The 18,970-nt window shown below is 40.2% G+C and carries 19 protein-coding genes; 5 read left to right on the top strand and 14 right to left on the bottom strand.

Features of this window, described 5'->3' with window-relative positions; all coding sequences use genetic code 11:
• Window positions 1–125 precede the first annotated feature (125 nt).
• The 8 genes from ACE01U_RS11345 to ACE01U_RS11310 form a co-directional block, all read right to left on the bottom strand.
• Window positions 126–893, bottom strand: coding sequence for an alpha/beta fold hydrolase (locus ACE01U_RS11345; RefSeq protein ID WP_086208579.1), 768 nt, complete (start codon window positions 891–893; stop codon window positions 126–128).
• A gap of 479 nt (window positions 894–1,372) precedes the next feature.
• Complete coding sequence (locus tag ACE01U_RS11340) at window positions 1,373–2,680, bottom strand: MSMEG_0569 family flavin-dependent oxidoreductase (RefSeq protein WP_395579503.1); 1,308 nt, start codon at window positions 2,678–2,680, stop codon at window positions 1,373–1,375.
• Between the two features lie 14 nt (window positions 2,681–2,694).
• Complete coding sequence (locus ACE01U_RS11335; protein WP_086208581.1) at window positions 2,695–2,985, bottom strand: MSMEG_0570 family nitrogen starvation response protein; 291 nt, start codon at window positions 2,983–2,985, stop codon at window positions 2,695–2,697.
• Entirely contained in the window at window positions 2,973–4,019 is a 1,047-nt protein-coding gene (locus ACE01U_RS11330) for a sll0787 family AIR synthase-like protein (RefSeq protein ID WP_395579502.1), read from the bottom strand. The genes ACE01U_RS11335 and ACE01U_RS11330 overlap by 13 nt, the downstream gene beginning before the upstream one ends.
• A complete protein-coding gene (locus ACE01U_RS11325; RefSeq protein ID WP_395579501.1) occupies window positions 4,016–4,582 on the bottom strand; it encodes an MSMEG_0567/Sll0786 family nitrogen starvation N-acetyltransferase in 567 nt (188 codons plus the stop codon). The genes ACE01U_RS11330 and ACE01U_RS11325 overlap by 4 nt, the downstream gene beginning before the upstream one ends.
• A 10-nt stretch (window positions 4,583–4,592) precedes the next feature.
• The gene (locus tag ACE01U_RS11320; RefSeq protein ID WP_119064290.1) at window positions 4,593–5,672 is read right to left on the bottom strand and encodes an MSMEG_0568 family radical SAM protein; all 1,080 of its coding nucleotides are present in this window, start codon (window positions 5,670–5,672) and stop codon (window positions 4,593–4,595) included.
• Window positions 5,673–5,705: 33 nt separating this feature from the next.
• Window positions 5,706–6,698: a Nit6803 family nitrilase gene (locus tag ACE01U_RS11315; RefSeq protein WP_395579499.1), complete on the bottom strand. Its 993-nt coding sequence runs from the start codon at window positions 6,696–6,698 to the stop codon at window positions 5,706–5,708.
• Window positions 6,699–6,725: 27 nt separating this feature from the next.
• Window positions 6,726–7,208 carry an MSMEG_0572/Sll0783 family nitrogen starvation response protein gene (locus ACE01U_RS11310; protein ID WP_004638761.1) on the bottom strand — a complete coding sequence of 161 codons (483 nt, stop codon included), beginning with the start codon at window positions 7,206–7,208 and terminating at the stop codon, window positions 6,726–6,728.
• A 232-nt stretch (window positions 7,209–7,440) separates the two neighbouring features.
• Between ACE01U_RS11310 and ACE01U_RS11305 the strand changes: the two genes are divergently transcribed.
• Window positions 7,441–9,351, top strand: a complete 1,911-nt coding sequence (locus tag ACE01U_RS11305; RefSeq protein WP_395579498.1) for a sigma 54-interacting transcriptional regulator — start codon at window positions 7,441–7,443, stop codon at window positions 9,349–9,351.
• Between the two features lie 49 nt (window positions 9,352–9,400).
• On the opposite strand, the gene ACE01U_RS11300 is transcribed toward ACE01U_RS11305, so the two are convergent.
• On the bottom strand, window positions 9,401–9,820 hold the full coding sequence (locus ACE01U_RS11300; protein WP_395579497.1) for a winged helix-turn-helix transcriptional regulator: 420 nt from the start codon (window positions 9,818–9,820) through the stop codon (window positions 9,401–9,403).
• Window positions 9,821–9,931: 111 nt separating this feature from the next.
• On the opposite strand from ACE01U_RS11300, the gene namA reads away from it, so the two are divergent.
• The 3 genes from namA (at window position 9,932) to chrA (ending at window position 13,937) form a co-directional block, all read left to right on the top strand.
• Window positions 9,932–11,008, top strand: a complete 1,077-nt coding sequence (gene namA, locus ACE01U_RS11295; protein ID WP_395579496.1) for an NADPH dehydrogenase NamA — start codon at window positions 9,932–9,934, stop codon at window positions 11,006–11,008.
• Window positions 11,009–11,661: 653 nt separating this feature from the next.
• Window positions 11,662–12,582 carry a chromate resistance protein ChrB domain-containing protein gene (locus ACE01U_RS11290; RefSeq protein WP_086208589.1) on the top strand — a complete coding sequence of 307 codons (921 nt, stop codon included), beginning with the start codon at window positions 11,662–11,664 and terminating at the stop codon, window positions 12,580–12,582.
• Window positions 12,583–12,584: 2 nt separating this feature from the next.
• On the top strand, window positions 12,585–13,937 hold the full coding sequence (gene chrA, locus ACE01U_RS11285) for a chromate efflux transporter (protein WP_119064278.1): 1,353 nt from the start codon (window positions 12,585–12,587) through the stop codon (window positions 13,935–13,937).
• 754 nt (window positions 13,938–14,691) lie between these two features.
• On the opposite strand, the gene ACE01U_RS11280 is transcribed toward chrA, so the two are convergent.
• The 4 genes from ACE01U_RS11280 to arsC all read right to left on the bottom strand — a co-directional run bounded on the left by ACE01U_RS11280 (window position 14,692) and on the right by arsC (window position 17,931).
• Complete coding sequence (locus ACE01U_RS11280) at window positions 14,692–15,489, bottom strand: undecaprenyl-diphosphate phosphatase (protein ID WP_110974947.1); 798 nt, start codon at window positions 15,487–15,489, stop codon at window positions 14,692–14,694.
• Window positions 15,490–15,980: 491 nt separating this feature from the next.
• On the bottom strand, window positions 15,981–17,030 hold the full coding sequence (gene arsB / locus ACE01U_RS11275) for an ACR3 family arsenite efflux transporter (RefSeq protein WP_395579494.1): 1,050 nt from the start codon (window positions 17,028–17,030) through the stop codon (window positions 15,981–15,983).
• 111 nt (window positions 17,031–17,141) lie between these two features.
• The gene (locus ACE01U_RS11270; protein WP_395579493.1) at window positions 17,142–17,462 is read right to left on the bottom strand and encodes a metalloregulator ArsR/SmtB family transcription factor; all 321 of its coding nucleotides are present in this window, start codon (window positions 17,460–17,462) and stop codon (window positions 17,142–17,144) included.
• 34 nt (window positions 17,463–17,496) lie between these two features.
• Window positions 17,497–17,931 (bottom strand): arsenate reductase (glutaredoxin), encoded by a 435-nt coding sequence (gene arsC, locus ACE01U_RS11265; RefSeq protein ID WP_395579491.1) that lies wholly within the window; start codon window positions 17,929–17,931, stop codon window positions 17,497–17,499.
• A gap of 170 nt (window positions 17,932–18,101) precedes the next feature.
• Here arsC and ACE01U_RS11260 point away from each other — a divergent pair, with 170 nt between their 5' ends.
• Window positions 18,102–18,179, top strand: coding sequence for an LPXTG cell wall anchor domain-containing protein (locus ACE01U_RS11260; protein WP_110974979.1), 78 nt, complete (start codon window positions 18,102–18,104; stop codon window positions 18,177–18,179).
• A gap of 121 nt (window positions 18,180–18,300) precedes the next feature.
• Here the strand turns inward: ACE01U_RS11260 and ACE01U_RS11255 are convergent, their stop codons facing one another.
• The gene (locus ACE01U_RS11255) at window positions 18,301–18,825 is read right to left on the bottom strand and encodes a GMC family oxidoreductase (protein ID WP_395579490.1); all 525 of its coding nucleotides are present in this window, start codon (window positions 18,823–18,825) and stop codon (window positions 18,301–18,303) included.
• Window positions 18,826–18,970: the final 145 nt, after the last annotated feature.

The following is an 18,970-nucleotide window of genomic DNA, read 5'->3' as shown; positions in this document are numbered from 1 at the left end:
CTATAAATAATAAAGTAAAATTCTCTATCTTTAGTGTTTGGCCCCACATCTGTACAAGAATCACCCATACACAGATGTAGGACCGCCTCACTTATAATATAGTAATCTAGGGCAATTTAACGCTACTATTTCGATACCGCATTCACAGCTTCAAGAATCACTTTAGCGACTGCTTTGGGTTGAGAAATCTGTGGCGTATGCCCTGCTTGCAGTGTTGTAACATGTGCTGAGATTTTCTTTGCCATTGCCACCTGTGCAGCAGGTTGAAGCATATAGTCTTGCTGACTCACGACATACCATGAAGGTTTCGTCTTCCATGCCGCGACAGTCACCTTTTCTTCAAAATTATGACTGTTCGTTGGCGTTTGTGTAGCGAACATTAAGCGCGTTTGTTTTGCAGCAACATCTGGCGCAAGATGCTTCTGAACACCTTCTAAGCTTAATGTTACAAATCCATCTTTATCTGCGACAAGATGACTAAAACCAGATGGCGTCGGATAATCTTTCGAAACATCAACCACGGATTGTCCTTCAGATGGGGCAAATGCAGCAACATAAACCAATGCTTTTACTTTGTCCTGTTGACCAACTTGAGTCACAGGAACACCACCCCAAGAATGTCCAACGAGAACCACAGGACCTTTCTGCATATCTAAAACGCGTTGTGTCGCCTTCACATCATCAGATAATGAACTCAATGGATTTTGTACAGCAACGACATTTACACCTTTGTCTTGTAATAAAGGAATGACTTTGCTCCATGCAGAACCATCAGAAAATGCACCATGAACCAGTACCACCGTTGGTTTTTGAGTTTCCGCAGCAAATGTAGAACTGATTGTAGCCACACCCAAAATCGTGGTCGCAATCGCAGCTTTTATCATTGATTTCATCTCATTTCCTTCAAAGTAGGTTGGCGATTAGCCCGTTATATTTGATAGGAACACTTTATATTTAAAATAAATTAGCTTCAATTATCAAAAAATATCAACACTACATACAAAATATTTCTAATTTAAGGAATTATGACCCATTGCTGAAATCGCGAATTTAAAAAGTAAAAACGTCAGTCAACAATTTTATTCACCGCTTGATCTCAAATAAATAAAATGAAAGCGGAAATTTTGGCAACGCTTTATCGTTGCCAAAATAGATCACATGCCATTAATGCTGATCAGTTAAGAGTAATTTAATAGTTATTCATCTAAGAATCTCCCCTAACTCCTCTTTAAAAAGAGGGGAACTATTGAGAATTCAAAATAATTTTAGATTCCTTGCGCAGCTATGCTGCTCATCCCTCCTTTGGAAAAGGAGGGTTGGGGAGGATTTAAAAATGCTTAACTGACTGGTATTAATCACACGCCATGCTCTTTTAGACTTCAACAGCATCAGCAATTACTGGGCTAAGTCTTGAATTTGGCGTGTCGAGCTGCTGTTTAATATGCGCAGCAACAAACTCAGCATCTTTAGCAATGTCTAAAAAGCGACCTGAGCCCCAAGTATGTAACCAAGGCAAACCAATAAATGTGACATCAGGATCAAGCGTGATTCCTCGGTCATGTTTTGGATAGCCATTTGTTTCAAATAAATCTAAATCAATCCATGAATAGTCAGGTCGAAACCCAATACACCAAATGATGGAAGTAATATTTTCCGCAACCAAATCAATTTCCGTAATTTCAGCTTGAGCTGTCCACACAGGCTCATAAACTGAAGCTGGTTCATCTGTCTCAATACCATTTTCAGCAAGATAAGCATCAATCCCTGCATTAATACGGTTATAGGTTGCATCTGCCATGTCCAAGTTTTGCATCAAATCTGGACGAAACACCAATTGTCCATCTTTGTAGTCTTCAAAACGCCCTAATAATTGCATCCCTTCTAATGCAAATTGACGTAGATCAATATCACGACCTCCATCACGTCCAGTCACATAGTGATTGGTACTGTTCCGAACTTCCTCACTGTAACGATGGTCTTTGACTGTGGTTTCGTAATAGCCCATTTCAAAAAGCCACTTCACCACATCTTTACCCCGATAGAAGCGCGCACAACGTGGCGCATCCCCTGTAGATAAATACACTTTTTTACCTGCAAGATGTAGGTCTTCCGCAATTTGCGCACCTGACTGTCCCGATCCAACCACCAACACATTGCCCGCAGGTAATTGCTCAGCATTAAAGTATTGTTCAGAGTGAATCACTGTGACATTTTCAGGTAAAGCAGATGAAAGCTTTGGATAAATTGGCGTGTGATACCCTCCTGCGGCAACCACTAACTGCTTCGCAGTTGTCGTCCCCCGATCTGTTTCAATCATGAAAGACTGGTCTGCAACTTTTTCAACATGCTGAACTGCAATACCTAAAATTGCAGGAGGATTGAGCTTTTCAATAAACTGATCCAAATATTCAACAATCTCATTTTTTTTCATAAATCCATCAGGCTGATGGCCCATATACGGATGCTCTGGTAACAAACACTGCCAGTTAGGTGTGACCAAGGTAAAATTATCCCAGCGTTTACGTCGCCATGCATGGGTTAACTCGGGTTCTTTTTCTAAAATCACATGTTCAATATTGGCTTTTTTTAAATAGTGGCTGACACAAAGTCCTGCCTGCCCACCACCAATAATCACCACTGGATATTCAGATTTAAGTTTTGCTTGTTCAACTAGCATCATGGTCATCACCTGTCTTATTCGTTTGTCATGTCAATAATTTCGATTTGATCTTGGGCTTGGATGCTCAAAATATTAATGTGCCGTTTAATGCTAGCGAGATTGTCCATCGCAGCACTACAAGCAAAACCGTAACGCAGTCGGACTCGTTCAGAAGCCTGTTCAAGACCGTTTTCCACTTGCGTCACAAAGTCCGTTAAGCTGTACACCTGCCCAACCCGTAAATAGTCGTAAATAATGCTAGAGGGTGAGTAATATTGATTGACCTCGCCATTTGGCCATTTCACGGTAAAATTTACACTCGGCATAATGTTGACTCCTGTTGCTGTGCCTGTCGGGAAAGATGGGAAAACGGAGCTTGCGCGAGGACTTTTTGATAATTCAGCCCAGTAAAAGCCTGTTGTTGAAAATCCCAAAAAGTCTGTTGTTCAGTCTGCTGCTGAACCTGTACCTTGCCAGAATTTGTGACTTCACCAATCACCGCACAATCAACATCTTGTGAAGCAAATAATTCAATGATGTCCTCACATTCTTCGCTATCTGCCGTCAGTAAAAAACCATAACTTGGGAAAATTTGAAGCCATTTCAGCCAATCGGTATGTTGTGGCTTCGGAATCTTGTCTAGCCAAAGATTCGCTCCTGATCCCGTTGCCTCAAGTAGCATTAATAAACTGCCTAAAATTCCTGCATTACTAATGTCACGCGCTGCATACGCGAGATGCTGTTCTGCAATTTCGGGCAATACCTCCAACTGAGCTCTTAAAACAGCAGCAGGAACATGTTCAAAACATTTCCAATAGGTGGTTTGCTCATGGAAATTGCCCTGCATATTCAGTGCAATTAAGATTTTCTGTCCTGCTTGAACATGAAAGACCGAAAGCAAATGATTAGCTAGACCCTGTATCGCAACGGAGAGCGTTGGTTGAAAATCTGTATGAATATTGGTGTGTCCACCCACAAGCTTTACGCCATAGGCATCACAAGCTGCTTGCATACCAGCGAATAACTGTTGACCACGTTGTGTATCGGTATGCCAATAACTATTCACCACAGTTAAAGCTCGCCCACCCATTGCAGCAATGTCGCTCACATTTGCCATCACCGCAGACCATCCTGCAAAATAAGGGTGATTAGCCACAAAACTTGGCAACATTCCTTCGCAAGCATGCAATAAATATTGTTCACCGAATGGCATCGCAGCAGTATCATCCGCAGGCAATGCATATAAATCTTGTAGAGTTTGAATGTTCAGATTCAACTGCGATTTAATCGCATGAATGTCTTGCTTAGACTGCATTGCCGACGTGATTTGCAGTTGTGGGAGTAATTCTGAAAGTCTCATCGGCAGACCTCCTTATAGCTATAAGCTTGCATCACCACATGTTGTAATGGGTAATTTTCGACTTGTGCCTGCATAAGCACATGCGGAAGATTTGCAACATTCAGCTCATGTACAGTGTCCCAACACAACTTTTGAAAATAGCATTCATTCTGTTGCTGAACCGTCGCAAGGAATGTGGTGCAGCCTAAATTTTTGGCAGTGGATACAGCTGCATTAATCAATGCTTTACCAATTGCATGTTGATGACGGTATACAGGATCAACACACAAACGCCCGCCCCACCATGTCTGTTCAGCTTCGGGGAAAATACGAACCGCACCAATGACACGATCATGTTCCCCAAATATTTGTCCAATCGCCACAATCGCTAGAGCTTTGAAATCATGTTCATCACGATCTTCTTTTAAAATTTTCTGCTCATCACGAAAGGTTGCTTCACGCAATTGATAATATTGGCGACGCTCCCAATCTTCTGCTACAACTTTGATAATGATGTCATCCGTGACAAATTGCTTCAGCTCTTCATTGAGCTCAATCAACCATGCGTAACTCGATAATTTCATCATCAACTCCTTATTCATAAGCTCTGAGGGAAGAACAAGCCCCACATTTTGCACAACCTGCCTGTGTGTCCTGTGAATTCAAACCATACTGCCGAAGCTGTGTGCCAATTTGGGGATAAAGCATTTGCATAAATGCTGAATCAGGTTTGGGGTGATGCTCTAGAGCCGTTCCCTGTATCGGCACAAAAGGAACTACAAACGGATAAACACCTATTTTTGCGAGACGTTCCGTCATGTTGATAATTTCTTGTTCGGTATCGCCTAAACCAGCCAAGATATAAGTACTGACTTGCCCTCGTCCAAAGACCTTCACTGCTGCTTCAAAAGCAGAAAAATAGAACGCAAGGGATACTTCGGCCTTACCCGGCATAATTTGCTTGCGTACCCGATCACTCACGGCTTCTAAATGCATCCCGATGGACACAGCTCCAGCATCTTTTAATTTTTGAAACCAAGCGAAATCATCAGGTGGTTCACACTGCACTTGAATCGGTAAATCGACTTGTGCCTTAATCGCAACAACTGAGTCGTATAAAATGGCTGCACCGCGATCAGGCGTATTCGGTGTTCCTGTGGTCAGCACCATCTGAGTCACCCCATCCAGTTCTACGGCTGCCTTCGCCACTTCAGCCAATTGATCTGGACGCTTACGTATAATGGCGCGCCCATCTTTTAAAGACTGATCAATCGAACAAAACTGACATGCCGTTGCTTTATCATTCATGCGAATACAATGCTGCAACACCGTTGTTGCTAGAACATCATGGCTATGCAGCGTGGCAATCTGTTCATAAGGAATGCCCTCTGCTGTGCTTAAATCATAAAATCGTGGTCGTGTTGGCGAAGTGAGCGTTGCAACAGGTATGCGGTTTTTAAACACAATCACCTCACCTGTTGCAGTATCTTTTTTACCCGTATAAGGAGAATCCTGTGAAGCAAGGTTTAACACTGGAATCATGAGTGTCTGACCACCCAAGATCATGGCTTTATGATCGCTTGGACCTGCACCACCTTTGCGAGAAAGCCCAACCTCACCTTCCCATTTCAACCCGTTACATTGCAAATCACTGAGTAATTCAATCGCAGACATGATCTTCTCCTGTTATTTTTTTAAACGGGGTGTCTATGCGTGTACTTCGGCAAATTCAGACACTTTTTCGATGCTGTTATTCGATGGATTCTCTAGTTTTAACTCATGCAAAACTGAGGTAGGACGACGATCAATCAACAAACTGAGTAATTCTGGACGACTATAATGCCCAACAGAATCCATCATCCGTTTACGTTTTTCGATTAAGGAAAAGTCTAAATCGGCAATCACATAACCTTCGCCTTGTGTGATTGGTTCAGACAAAAATTTGCCTTCTGGAGAAACGATGGCCGTAAAACATCCCCCCGAAATTGGACCCAGTTCACAGCCTGTATCTTGCATAATTTGTTGTTGTTGCTCTGGGTAAAGCCATGCTGTGGCATTCACCACAAAACAGCCCGACTCTAAAGCATGGTGCTGAATGGTGGCACTGATCTGATCTGCAAAAATCTGCCCCACGAGTGATCCCGGAAACATCGCCGCATGAATTTGCTCACCATCTGCCATCAAAGCAAACCGAGCCAAAGGGTTGTAATGCTCCCAACATGCCAGTGACCCAATACGTCCTACAGCAGAGTCAATCGCACGTAAACCACTGCCATCGCCTTGTCCCCACACCATACGTTCATGATACGTTGGAGTAATTTTACGGCGATGTTGAATAATCAAACCATCCGCATCAAACAACAATTGAGCGTTATAAATCGTGCCGCCTGCACGCTCATTAATACCAATAGAAACCACCATGTTTGCTTCTTTACATGCCTGTCCAATTAAAGTTGTTGCTGCCGATGGCACGACAACCGATTCATGCAATAGCTTTAAATGTTCTTTACCCATAGCAAACGGTGGTTGCACAAAAGAAAAATAAGGGTAATAAGGCACAACGGTTTCAGGAAATACGGCAAATTGCACACCTTGCTGCCCCAACTCCAAAATCGTGTCACAGATTTTCTTGACTGTACCCGCTTGGCTATACAACACAGGGCTACATTGAACTGCCGCCGCTTTAATGATTTGGTTCATGACTTATTCCCCTTTTTTCTTAAATACTTAAACAGTCCACGTATCAATAATTAATGCATTGTCACGGCGCATCAAAAGTTTTAGATCCATCACATCGAGAGGATTAATCGGACGAATTCCCTCCATTAAAGCTTTTTCAGTTTGTCCATAAAGTGCTTGCAAGGCGAAACGACAGGCATAGACTTCACCGCCTTCTGCCATAAATGCTTTTAATTGATTATTGACCGCCAAATGTCCTGGGAATGCTTCTGCACCCAATGTTGGAAATCCACGTTGTACCCCCAACTGCACACCCGGACCGTACAGCAAAATTTTGGTTTCAAAGCCTTTGCGTAATAATCGTTTTGCTTGTAAGACATTGACCAAACCAATAGAGCCTTCAAAGGCAACGGTATGGAACGTCACCAATGCTTTTTCACCCGGCTGAGCTTTTACATCCTCAAATACCTTTTCTTCATAATCGACAAGAAAATCACCATCTTTGTATTGTTCAATATCTACTTTAGGCATAGCCGTTCCTCATATCTACGGTTTCAATTCAACCAACTGTTTTGGTCTATCCGTGTTATTGCGAGAGCCATGCCAACATGATTAAAATGCTGTTTTTAAACTTCTATATTATTGAATAATATTATTTTATTATTTATTTTCAGTAGTTTTATAAAAATAAGAATGTGTTGAATAACTACGGTTTTTCGTAGTATTATGAAAATTCATAGTTAAGATTACGATTTTTCATAGCATGAATAATATCGACTTTATTTCTGATTGGGCATCTTCTGAAGATTCAATTCGTCCGCTTGCTTTTGAACATACCTCTCAAGCATTAATCGTGATCGACCCACATCAAAATCGCTTTATTGATTTGAATATTAGCGCGTCTCAATTATTACGCTATGAACGACATGAATTAATTGCGAAAACAGTTACTTCTGTTTTTGGACACATCAATCAATTGCCACATCTCATGGCATTTACAGATGAAGCACTCAGTAAGGGTTATGCTTGGAACAATGAGCTATATGCTTTTGATAAAGAACATGAAAAAATACAACTCGATGTCACCGCCATTCGTTTGCCGTATAAAAATAAAAATCTACTCATTTGGTCATTGGTCGATGTCAAAGATCTAGAATTACGCCAATTAAACAAAAATGCGGACAAGGTCATTCGTGCAGGGCTAAAAGAATGGCAAGCCTTACAAGAGCTATTTATTGACTCAGATACAGGCAAACATTTATTACTCAGTTCCGTTGGTGATGGTATTTACAGTATTAACAAGCAAGGACTATGTACCTTTATTAATCCTGTTGGTGCAAAAATGCTTGGCTTACAACCCGAAGATGTGCTTGGTAAAAATATTCATAAAGTTCATCATCATACCCATGAAAATGGAACACACTACCCTGTTGAAGATTGTCCAATTTATGCTGCGGTGCACGATGGTATTGTTCATGAAGGCATTCAAGAGGTTTTCTGGCGACGTGATGGTAGCTATTTTCCAGTCGAATTTACCAGTACACCGATTATCCGTGATAGTGAAATCATTGGTGCTGTGGTGGTTTTCCGAGATATTAGCGATCGTTTAAATACTGAAAAACAGCTCACCCATGCGCTAGAGGAGTTACAAGATTTAAAAAGCCGTCTAGAACAACAAAATGAATATCTACAAGAAGAAATTTTACAAGAAAATCAATATCATGAAATTGTAGGCAATAGCCCTGCTATTCTACAAATTATTGAAAAAATAAAAGTGGTTGCACCCAGTGATGCCAATGTCATGATCTACGGAGAATCAGGAACAGGCAAAGAGCTGATTGCACGTGCTATCCACCAATCCAGTCACCGTAAACAGCATCCACTGATTCGTGTGAACTGTGCAGCAATCCCCTCTGAATTATTTGAAAGTGAATTTTTCGGACATGTGAAAGGGGCTTTTACAGGCGCAGTTCGTGATCGGGCTGGACGCTTTGAACTCGCCGATCAAGGGACTTTATTTTTAGATGAGATTGGTGAAATCCCACTTGAATTACAAAGCAAATTACTCCGAGTCTTGCAGGAAGGGACTTTTGAAAGAATTGGCGAAGAGAAAACACGGCAGGTTGATGTCAGAATTATTGCCGCCACCAATCGAAAATTAAAAGAAGAAGTGAAGCTTAAAAACTTCCGTGAAGATTTATATTTCCGTCTGAATGTATTCCCGATTCATTCTCCTGCATTACGCGAACGTAAACAGGACATTCCTTTACTGGTCTCACACTTTACCAAGCTAATTAGCGAAAATCGTAAAGTACCTTATTTACCTTTTTCACAAAAGCATATCCTCGAACTGCAACGCTATGACTGGCCGGGTAATATTCGTGAATTACAGAATGTATTGGAACGTGCATTAATCACTGCCAAACACGGGGCTGTTTCTTTTCAATATCTGCTTGAACAAGAGTCCTCGCAGACCTTACAGCACAATCAAGCCGCAGCAATTGAGCAAGTCCTGACAATACAACAACTCAAACAGTTAGAAATGACAAATCTCCAACTGGCAATCAAACAATGTGAAGGAAAGATTTTTGGTGATGAGGGCGCAGCTAAATGCTTAGGCATTAATCCCACCACACTGATTTCAAAATTAAAAAAGCTAGGGATTGAGTATTGAGCCAGTACGGCTCAAATATGCTTGTTCAAACCATCATCAAAGCTTGTGTTTACTCACCCAATTCATCCAAAATTTCAGTTTTGGCAAACATCTCTTTTAGCGCATCCAAATCTTCATCAATCGCTGTTTTCATCCCTCGCCTTTCTAGCCATTTTCTGCCCCAAAGACTCAGTTCCATAATTAAATGCTGTAATTCCTTCCCTTCATCACTTAATGAATATTCAACTTTTGGAGGAACAACAGGATAAACGTGGCGGATCACCAGTCCATCTTCTTCAAGTTCACGTAATTGTTTGGTCAGTAAGCGCTGATTAATACTCACCAAATGACGCTGCAACTCGCTAAAGCGTAAAGTCCCATCCTTAAACAGATGAAATAAAATTACGCCCTTCCACTTTCCACCCAAAATATGCAGTGCTGCCTCCATCGAACAGCCCGGAGCAGAATCATAATTACGCAGTTTTTTCATAGCAGTTACAGTTACCTTTTGGTAAGTATGGGAATTTTTTTAGCGTATAAACACAAAAAAACAGTATGTATCATCACCTCATCAAAGTAAAACAGATTCTTGGAGAGGACGATGTCCGCACTGTTATTCCAACCGATTACCATCCGCAATACAGAATTTAAAAACCGTATTGCCATGTCTCCAATGTGTATGCACTCTGCTACAGTTGACGGGCATAGCACTGATTTTCATATCGTGCATTATGGCGCACGTGCTTTAGGTGGCGCAGGGCTCATCATGCTAGAGACTGCTTCTGTACTGCCAAATGGTCCGATCGGCCCTGGCGATTTAGGCATATGGAAGGATAGCCATATTGACAGTTTGGCTCGGGTAGTCGATGTAATTCACCGCTTTGGTGCTAAAGCAGGTGCGCAACTCGGTCATGCAGGTCGCCAACTGGGGATTGATTTACCCTCAATTGCCCCTTCTGCCATTCCGTTTACTGCTGAATCGCGTGTTCCGCAAGAAATGAGTATTGAACAAATCAAAGAAGTGGTGGAAGCATTTCGTTTAGGTGCAGCAAGAGCAAAAAAAGCTGGCTTTGATGTAATTGAAATTCACTGCGCACATGGTTATTTACTCAATGAATTTTTATCGCCACTTGCGAATAAACGTACTGATCTTTACGGTGGTAGTCATGAAAACCGCTATCGTATCGTTCGAGAAGTAATTGATGCGGTTCGTAGTGAATGGGATAGCCCGTTATTCTTACGAATTTCTTCAACCGACTATGTTGAAGGTGGCAATACACCCCAAGATTTTCTAATTTATGGTCAATGGATGAAAGAACAGGATATTGATTTAATTGATTGTTCGTCAGGTGGTATTGCGATGATTCCAGTCAATACTTACCCGAATTACCAAGTGCCTGCGGCTGAATTATTGCGTAAAGAACTTAAGATCATGACGGGTGCTGTGGGTTTGATTGAAACGGGTCGTCAGGCTGAAGAGATTCTACAAAATGGTCGTGCTGATATTGTTCTAGTTGGTCGTGAGATGTTAAAAGACCCGTTCTGGGCACGTACAGCAGCAGACGAGCTAAAAACTGCAATTACAGTTCCCTCTCAATATACCCGTTATGGTTCAGCTTGGCAGCGCACAATGCCAAAACCAGAAGTAGTGCCATTAACTGAAACAGTTGAACAATAAATATTGCTAAGATGAAGGGAAAACATTTCCCTTCATTTCCCTATTCACTTGCAGTTTTGCATATTTATAGTAAAAGCTTAGATTCAAAATTTAAAGAATATCAAACTGATAAGACGAGTAACACTCAAGTACTTGAAGATATACTCTTACAGCCTCCAATTCCAATAGAAACACAGTGCTCAATCACGTAGCGAAATCCTATGGCGTATAGCCTTTAAAATTTAGTCTATTAATTTCATCAAAAAAGAAGGTGCTGTCTTAGAATAATATGAAAATTTACTGAACAATAAAATGAACAACTCAAATGTGATCATGCAATTAGCATGAAAAACTTGAATGATAGCTGATCGTTTACATCACCATTTAGGTTTAAACAACCAAATGAAATGAATCAAACCTTGGATTGTAAACCGATCGTCTATAAGCATCAAAACTTCATCAGCCATTACGAGCTCTGTGTTGCTATCTCTCATTTACCTGAAATAAATCCCATTTTGTCAGTTAAATTTGAATATTTTAGCTCCACCAGTGGCTTGTAAATATTTGTGCAACAAAACAAGGCTATATTCGTTTTATAGATATTCTTTGCAGAAATTATGATCTAAACAATCAATAAATATAATATGCTTAACAAAATATGTTGAGTATATAACATGAAAATATCCTTACTCATATCCTCACTTCCTACACAGAACACAACCACACGCATGAGAGTATGGCGATCGCTGAAGGCAAGTGGGGCCGCAACCCTTAGAGATGGCGTCTATATCCTCCCTATGACTCATAGTGAAAAATTTGATCCTATCGTTCATGATGTTGTTTCAGAGCAAGGAACGGCCTATGTATTTAACGCTGAGTCGGTTGCAAATTTGGATATTGTGACTATTTTCAGTCGAAAAGAAGAATATGATGCTCTTTATAAACAATTAATAGAGTTAAAAGATCGCTTAACTCAAGATGAAAAGAAAGAGTTACTCAAGCAAGTTCGTAAACTCAGAAAAGGGATCAATGCACTTGTAGATATTGACTATTATCCAGATGAGACTCAAGCACAGGTCCTCAATGAACTTTCATTATTGGAACTCGCAATTGCACGTCTAGGTGAAGTCAATGAACCCAAAGCAAGACAAGCCTACATTCAAGTCTTAAACAAAGCGAACTATCAGAATCAATGTTGGGCAACCCGACAAAGACCTTGGATTGATCGCTTAGCTTCTGCATGGCTAATTAAGACTTTTATTGACGCCACACCTACATTTATTTGGTTAGAGCATCCAACTGACTGCCCAGAACACGCATTAGGATTCGATTTTGATGGCGCAAGATTCAGCCACATCAATCACTGGGTCACCTTTGAAGTGCTTTTACATAGTTTTAATTTAGAAACACCAGCACTCCAAAAAATTGCTGAAATTGTGCATTACCTTGATGTGGGTGGGATTGAACCGCCTGAAGCAATAGGGATTGAAAAAGTCATGCAAGGTCTTCGAAGCCAAATAAACAATGATGACCAACTATTTGAATTATCTAATCATATATTTGATGGCTTATACGCCAACCTATCCAGAGAATAATCATGCAACACGAACAGATTCCCTCCCCAGAAACAGACATCCAAACTGTTTCATTTTGGCAAGCCTTTCTGTTTTGGCTTAAATTGGGGTTTATTAGTTTTGGGGGACCCGCAGGTCAAATCGCGGTCATGCACCAAGAACTGGTTGAACAAAAGCGTTGGATTTCAGAGAAGCGATTTTTGCATGCACTTAACTATTGTATGCTCTTACCAGGCCCTGAAGCACAACAATTAGCAACTTATATCGGTTGGTTAATGCATAGAACCGTCGGTGGTTTAGTTGCTGGGATTCTTTTTGTACTACCATCGCTATTTATTTTAATTGGTCTTTCATGGGTTTATGTAAAATTTGGTGATGTACCCATTATTGCTGGCCTCTTTTACGGCATTAAACCTGCTGTTGTTGCTATTGTTTTTCATGCGACGCATCGAATCGGCAGCCGATCACTTAAAAATAAATTCTTATGGCTGATTGCAGCTCTTTCATTTATTGCTATATTTTTCTTCAACTTACCCTTTCCTTTAATTGTGCTCTCTGCCGCAATCATTGGTTATCTAACCAGTAAAAAATATCCAAACCTATTTTCTAGTGGAAACGCACACCAGCAGAGTAAAAAAGATTATGGTCGTGCTTTAATTGATGATGATACTCCTACACCTGAACATGCAATCTTTAGCTGGAAACGTTTGGGCAGTATTCTGCTCATTGGTGGTCTACTGTGGTTTATTCCAATCCTGAGCCTAAGCTTAACGCTGGGATGGGATCATACTTACACCCAAATGGCTTGGTTCTTCACTAAAGCAGCTCTGCTCACCTTTGGTGGTGCCTATGCAGTATTGCCTTATGTTTATCAGGGTGCTGTGAGCTATTACAGCTGGTTAAGTCCGACTCAAATGATAGATGGTTTAGCACTAGGTGAAAGTACGCCAGGTCCTTTAATTATGGTTGTCGCATTTGTTGGCTTTTTGGGAGCATTTAACCAAGCACTCTTAGGCTCAGATCATCTATTCTTGGCAGGAGCTATTGGAGCAACGCTTGTCACTTGGTTTACTTTCCTTTTTTCTTTTGTTTTTATCTTGGCTGGGGCACCGATTATCGAATCAACACATAATGAGCTTAAATTTACAGCCCCGTTAACTGCAATTACAGCGGCTGTGGTTGGTGTGATTCTAAACCTTGCCCTATTTTTTTCTTATCATGTACTTTGGCCAACAGGATTTAACGGCTCTTTTGATGTTGTTGCTGCACTAATTGCATTTGCAGCCCTGATTGGACTGTTCTATTTTGAGCTTAAAGTCATGTATGTCCTAGCAGCTTCAGCGTTAATTGGCTTGCTTTGCTTTACATTTCTTTAATGCATTTAGACTGAATAAATGTGATCTTTTGTGGGATTCAATGCAATCAATCCCACAAAACTTTTTATACCCTCATCACTGCTACGGATATACAGCAACTTCATTTTAGTAGCTCTCTTTCTCGTCCTTAGTTTTTCAGCACGCTTCCAAGATAATAAAGCTCATCTCCATGTCTGCTCATAACTCAGTCATGATTTGTTTTATAGAACCATTTTTCCCATTGCTGAATTAGCCTTACGCATGGCGGAAACTCCTTTTCAATAAGGAAAATTTCTTCCTTGGTAAACTTCGTCCCAAGCATGATTTCCTCCCAGTTAAGCAAACCCGGTATTCAACTTCGAACTTGAACTAAAACTATTTGAACAATATCGCACTAGTTAGTGCTTTCTACACAAAGCCTGACCCTCAAACGTTAAAACCCTATTATTTTTTATTCTCTTTCTTCACAGTAACCAACATTCTTAATAACACATCATCTCTCCCCCGATTGGGCTTTGGAACAGTGAGGCACATAGCTCAAAAGTAAAGAAGATTAATATGAGAATTCTTAACTGATCAATATTGCCCTATTTACTAAGTTTTTCACTGTAGCTCAATCAAAGAATTGTTTTTATAAATTCGTGTTAAAACTCACAAAACTCATTTTAGAAACACGACATCATGATTTTCAAAAATAATATTGAGTAAAAAAATTATCTCACTCTAATAAGAAAAGCAGCGAAATCGCTGCTTTTCTTTTAGGTATTTCTATGTTCTACAAAACAATTAAAATAATAATACCCAGTATGATCCTATACCAAGCAAAGACTCTCAAGGTATGTTTTTCAACAAACCGCACCAGCGCTTTGACAACAAATAATGCTGAAATAAACGCAGCAATAAAGCCCAACACAATACTGACCATGTTATCTTGAGTCAGCACATCTGCGTTACGGACTAAGTCAAATGTCGCAGCACCGAGCATCGTAGGCATCGCCAAAAAGAACGAAAACTCTGTCGCTGCTTTTCTAGAGAGCCCAGCAAACATACCACCGACAATGGTGGCACCAGAACGCGATGTACCTGGAATCATGGCAACGCATTGTGCACAGCCCACTAGCAGTGCCTGCTTAAAAGTAATCTGTGTGGCTTCTGTAGTTTTATGCTCAAATTGCTTTGATTCAACCCAAAAAATAATCAAGCCCCCAATAATCAAAGCAACAGCTACCACCATCGGGCTAAATAAAACCTGCTTAATAAAATCAACAGCAAACACACCAATAATGACCGCAGGGAAGAAAGCGATCATGACACTTGTTGCAAAGTGACGCGCTTCTCGATCACCACTAAAGAAGCCTTTTAATAAATCTAAAATTTTCTTGCGGTATAACCAACATACCGCAAGAATAGCCCCCAATTGAATTACGACTTCAAAAACTCGACCATCATCGGAATGGAAGTTAATGATATGCCCAAATAAAATCAAATGCCCTGTACTTGAAATAGGCAGGAACTCAGTCAGTCCCTCAATGAAGCCCAAGAAGAGCGCTTTTAAAAATTCAATGTTTTCCATGCTTTAACCAAATTAAAAATATTGTATTCATCATGCTTAATTGAATAGCCAAATAGGAAAAATCTACATTTCTTATTTAAAACATCAACCCATCAAGTCTAGTTCACCAGCATAAATAGCGACTATTTTAAAGTCGTAAATATTAATACAATCTTAAAAGTTTTAGATAGTGCGTTTGTTTATTTTAAAAGACTATTTTTTCTTCATTGTCCATGCGACAAAAAACACCGAAAAACTGTAATAAGTCAAACATATAAAAAGCGCCTTGCACTCTTTTATATGTTTGCTTAAACACGCCCTGTATTTCATCTATTCTGTATTTTTACGATTCTATATAAATAGCTTTCAACATCCGTACGAAAGTATTTCAACTAATGAATGCAACCATGTCATGTTGTCAGTCAACACTACAAAAGAGGACGTAAAGATCTAAACCACAGACTTACTCTCAATGAGGCTTATATATACAACCTGTTTGGGTCTTAGAAGAATCAACCCATGACACCGTTTGAAAATACTTTTTGTCTTAACCGCAACGAAACGCCAACCAAAGCAATTAAAACAGGAACTTCAACCAAGGGGCCGATCACCGTAGTAAAAGCAACAGGCGATGCTAAACCGAAAGTGGCAATTGCAACAGCCAAAGCCAATTCAAAGTTATTACCAGCAGCAGTGAACGAGATAGCTGTAGTTTTCGGATAATCATTCCCCATCCATTTGCTCATAAAGAAGCTGATAAAAAACATCACAACAAAATAAATCGTCAAGGGAATAGCAATACGTAAAACATCCATCGGTAAGCTCACCACATCATGCCCTTTGAGGCTAAACATGGCTACAATCGTGAACAAGAGGGCCAGTAAACTTAAAGGACTAATTTTCGGTAAAAAAGTAGTTTGATACCACAACAAGCCTCTAGCTTTCACTAAAACCAAGCGCGTAATAAACCCGAGGAAGAATGGAATCCCCAAATACACCAGTACGGCATGGGTAGTAGTCCAAAAATCAACATGAATCACCTGTCCCGCAATGCCGAAATAAGGCGGTAAAAAACTCAGGAATAACCATGCGTAGGTACTAAAAAACAAAATTTGGAAAATACTGTTAAATGCAACCAAAGCGGCTACGTACTGATTATCTCCACAGGCCAAACCATTCCAAACCAAGACCATCGCAATACAACGAGCTAAACCAATCAAGATTAAACCTGTCATATATTCTGGATAGCTATGCAAAAAAAGAATAGCCAAAGCAAACATCAACACGGGAGCAATAATCCAGTTTTGAACCAACGATAGTATCAGTGTTTTCTTGTCTTTGAAGACGTCAGGGAGTGCTGCATAATCCACTTTTGCAAGCGGTGGATACATCATCAAAATCAATCCCATCGCAATAGGAATATTGACTGAATCTACACGCATGTTATCCAACGCTATAGAGGCTTGCGGGAAAAAAACACTTATAGCAATTCCCAACCCCATGGCGACAAAAATCCACAACGTCAAATTACGATCTATAAAAGACAACTTTTGCTGAACCATAATGTTCTCATTCAATCTCTGAATTTGTTGGATAAGCGCAATGGATTTTGTATCAGATACATGCGCTATATCTCTTAACAATCAAACATCTAAACGATGCTTCGCCTATATTTACTCACAGCAACTCTGTGTAGCTCGTTCTTGTATGACTACAAACTGACTCGTTGGATGTGTAATCAAAATATTGAGAACCTCCTGACACCACATGGGTAATTGTGGATGGATACTGTAGTACACCCACTGACCTTGACGTCTGTCTTGCAATAGCCCTGAAGAACGTAATAAAGCTAAATGTCGAGAAATTTTAGGCTGACTAAGCTGTAATTTTTCAGTCAGGTCACAAACACATAACTCTTTATTCTTCACGACTAAAGCCACAATATTAGAACGTGTTTCATCGGATAAGCATTTGAAAAAACTAACTTGATCCATTTTCATTTCTCTTTGATATATCCAAAATAAATTTCTAGTTCACACATTGCCCATCTTGATCAATCACTTGCTCACCATCTTCTTTGCTAAACGCGCCCTTTTGTGGCCGGGGCAGAATTTCTAAAACCACTTCTGAGGGACGACTTAATCGGGTGCCTAATTCTGTCACCACAAAAGGACGATTAATTAAAATCGGATACTGAAGCATAAAATCTAACAATTGTTCCTCAGTCCAATCTTCACGCTCTAAGCTCAACTCACGATAAGGTTCAACATTCTGACGAATGGCTTCTCTAAGCTCTAAACCTGCATCTGATATGAGCTGAATGAGTTCTAGTTTCGATGGAGGTGTCAGCAAATATTCAATGATTTCAGGTTCAATTTGTGCATTACGAATGAGCGCTAATGTATTACGCGATGTCCCGCAGTCGGGGTTGTGATAAATCTTAACTTTTGATGTATTCGTCATGCCAACAAACTCTGCCTATCTTTTCAGCACAGTTATATATGTATATTCATATATATGCAATTCCATATATAAAATATCTAACTAAATATAGAAATAAAACCATGCAAGTTGAATCATTTTTCAAGGTCCGTGTTAAAATAAGATTAAACCCAATTGTGTGAGGTCAAGCCATGGAAACCTTCATGATTCTGTTGATTTTAATGATTATTTTGATTTTACTGGTTATATTTTATAAAAAGAAAAAATGAGCCATGTTATTGGGATGCTCTAGTCTCAGTTGCACAATGAATCAACTTATCCAGTGTCTGTAAGAGAGCAAGCGCTCTCTTATTCAAAGTACAGACTAAATCACCTTACACCCACTAGTTATCAGTCATAGATAGGGCTTAATGCACTGGCTAAATCCCCTGTGCCTGTCAATGCAGATACTTGTCCATCCAAAGGCTGACTGAACTCGATACGCTGAATACAGGCTGCACGCTCAGCGGAGAATACAGGGATTTGACTCATGGCAAACTCAGACAATGCGGTAATAGTCAGAGAGGGATTCACACCTAAGTTGCCAGGTACGATTGAACCATCTATCACTCTTAAGTTTTGATAACCAAATACTTGACCTGTAAAGTCCACCACACCATTGTTACGATCATTCCCCATCGCCACACCACTCATAATATGTGCTGTCATCGGTGTCCCTAATAAAATTTCGGTCAATGCTGAACCTGGTTCACCGCCTAACTTCTCAGAAAATAGCTTCGTAGCTTTTTCAGCCGCAGGAAAAGATACGCTGAGTGGCGTATCGTTTGGCTTTTGTACCGCACTAATGCCATTTCTAAACAAGCGATACCACTTTCTACGCCATTCTAGGTGAATAAAGGCCTCAGACTTCTGCATTACCAAGAGTAAAACTGAACTTCGGGCTCACTGCTGTCCCACAAATATCACAAGAAGAACCTCAGTTGAGGTTCTTCTTGCTTATTCCACTTTTTGTCAGGTAAAAACAGAGCCTTCAATGGTTTCCTTTCAAATAAGTTCACCT

It is taken from the genome of Acinetobacter halobius (assembly GCF_044130335.1).
Lineage (GTDB): Bacteria > Pseudomonadota > Gammaproteobacteria > Pseudomonadales > Moraxellaceae > Acinetobacter.
The sequence above is the reverse complement of the archived record's forward strand: the minus strand, read 5'-3'. Positions and strand labels throughout refer to the sequence as shown.